The organism is Mesorhizobium sp. M0587, assembly GCF_040320945.1.
Classification (GTDB): Bacteria; Pseudomonadota; Alphaproteobacteria; order Rhizobiales; family Rhizobiaceae; genus Mesorhizobium.
Genome location: NZ_JAMYQP010000111.1, coordinates 1 through 747, shown reverse-complemented (window position 1 = coordinate 747; position 747 = coordinate 1). Strand labels below are relative to the sequence as shown.

At 63.6% G+C, this 747-nt stretch carries 1 protein-coding gene; it reads left to right on the top strand.

Annotated elements, in window-relative coordinates; genetic code table 11:
• Positions 1 to 747, top strand: a 747-nt coding sequence (locus tag NKI49_RS33240) for an AMP-binding protein (protein WP_352695950.1), incomplete at both ends; no start/stop codon positions are given.

Here is a 747-nt window from a genome sequence, read left to right as displayed (position 1 = left end):
CGCGCGCGCTGGGGCTCACCCCCCGCCATCTCGCCTACATCATCTACACCTCGGGCTCCACCGGGACGCCCAAGGGCGTCATGGTCGAGCATCGCGGAGTGGTGCGTCTTGTGGCGGGGAACGATTTCGTAGAGATCTCCCCGCGGGACGTCTTTCTCAACGCATCCTCGCCCACATTCGACGCGACCACGTTCGAGGTCTGGGGGGCCTTGGCGAACGGCGCCAGCATTGTGCTCTATCCTGAACGTCACCTTTCGACCGCAACGCTGGCCCAGACCATCCAAGACCAAGGCGTCACTATCGCCTGGATGACTGCCCGATTGTTCGACGTCTATGTGGGGGAGGAGCGGAGTACTGATCGGCTACAGCAACTGCTGGTCGGGGGCGAAGAGGTCTCCGCGGCTTCCATAAGAGCATGCCAGAAGCGACATCCGACGCTGCGGGTCTCAAATGGCTATGGCCCGACAGAGAATACCACCTTCAGTCTCTGCTATTCGGTACCTGCTGTTTTCGATAGCCGGCAACGGGTGCCGCTGGGACGACCAATTCGCAATACGGTTGTCTATCTTCTGGACGCTCATGGTCAGCCGGTGCCGTTGGGGGCGGTGGGCGAGCTCTATATCGGCGGGGCCGGGGTTGCGCGCGGCTACCTCAACCGGCCCGAGCTGACGGCCGAGCGGTTCATCGCCAGCTCCTTTGTGGAGGGCGACCGGCTGTACCGGAGCGGCGACCTGGCCCGCTACCGGC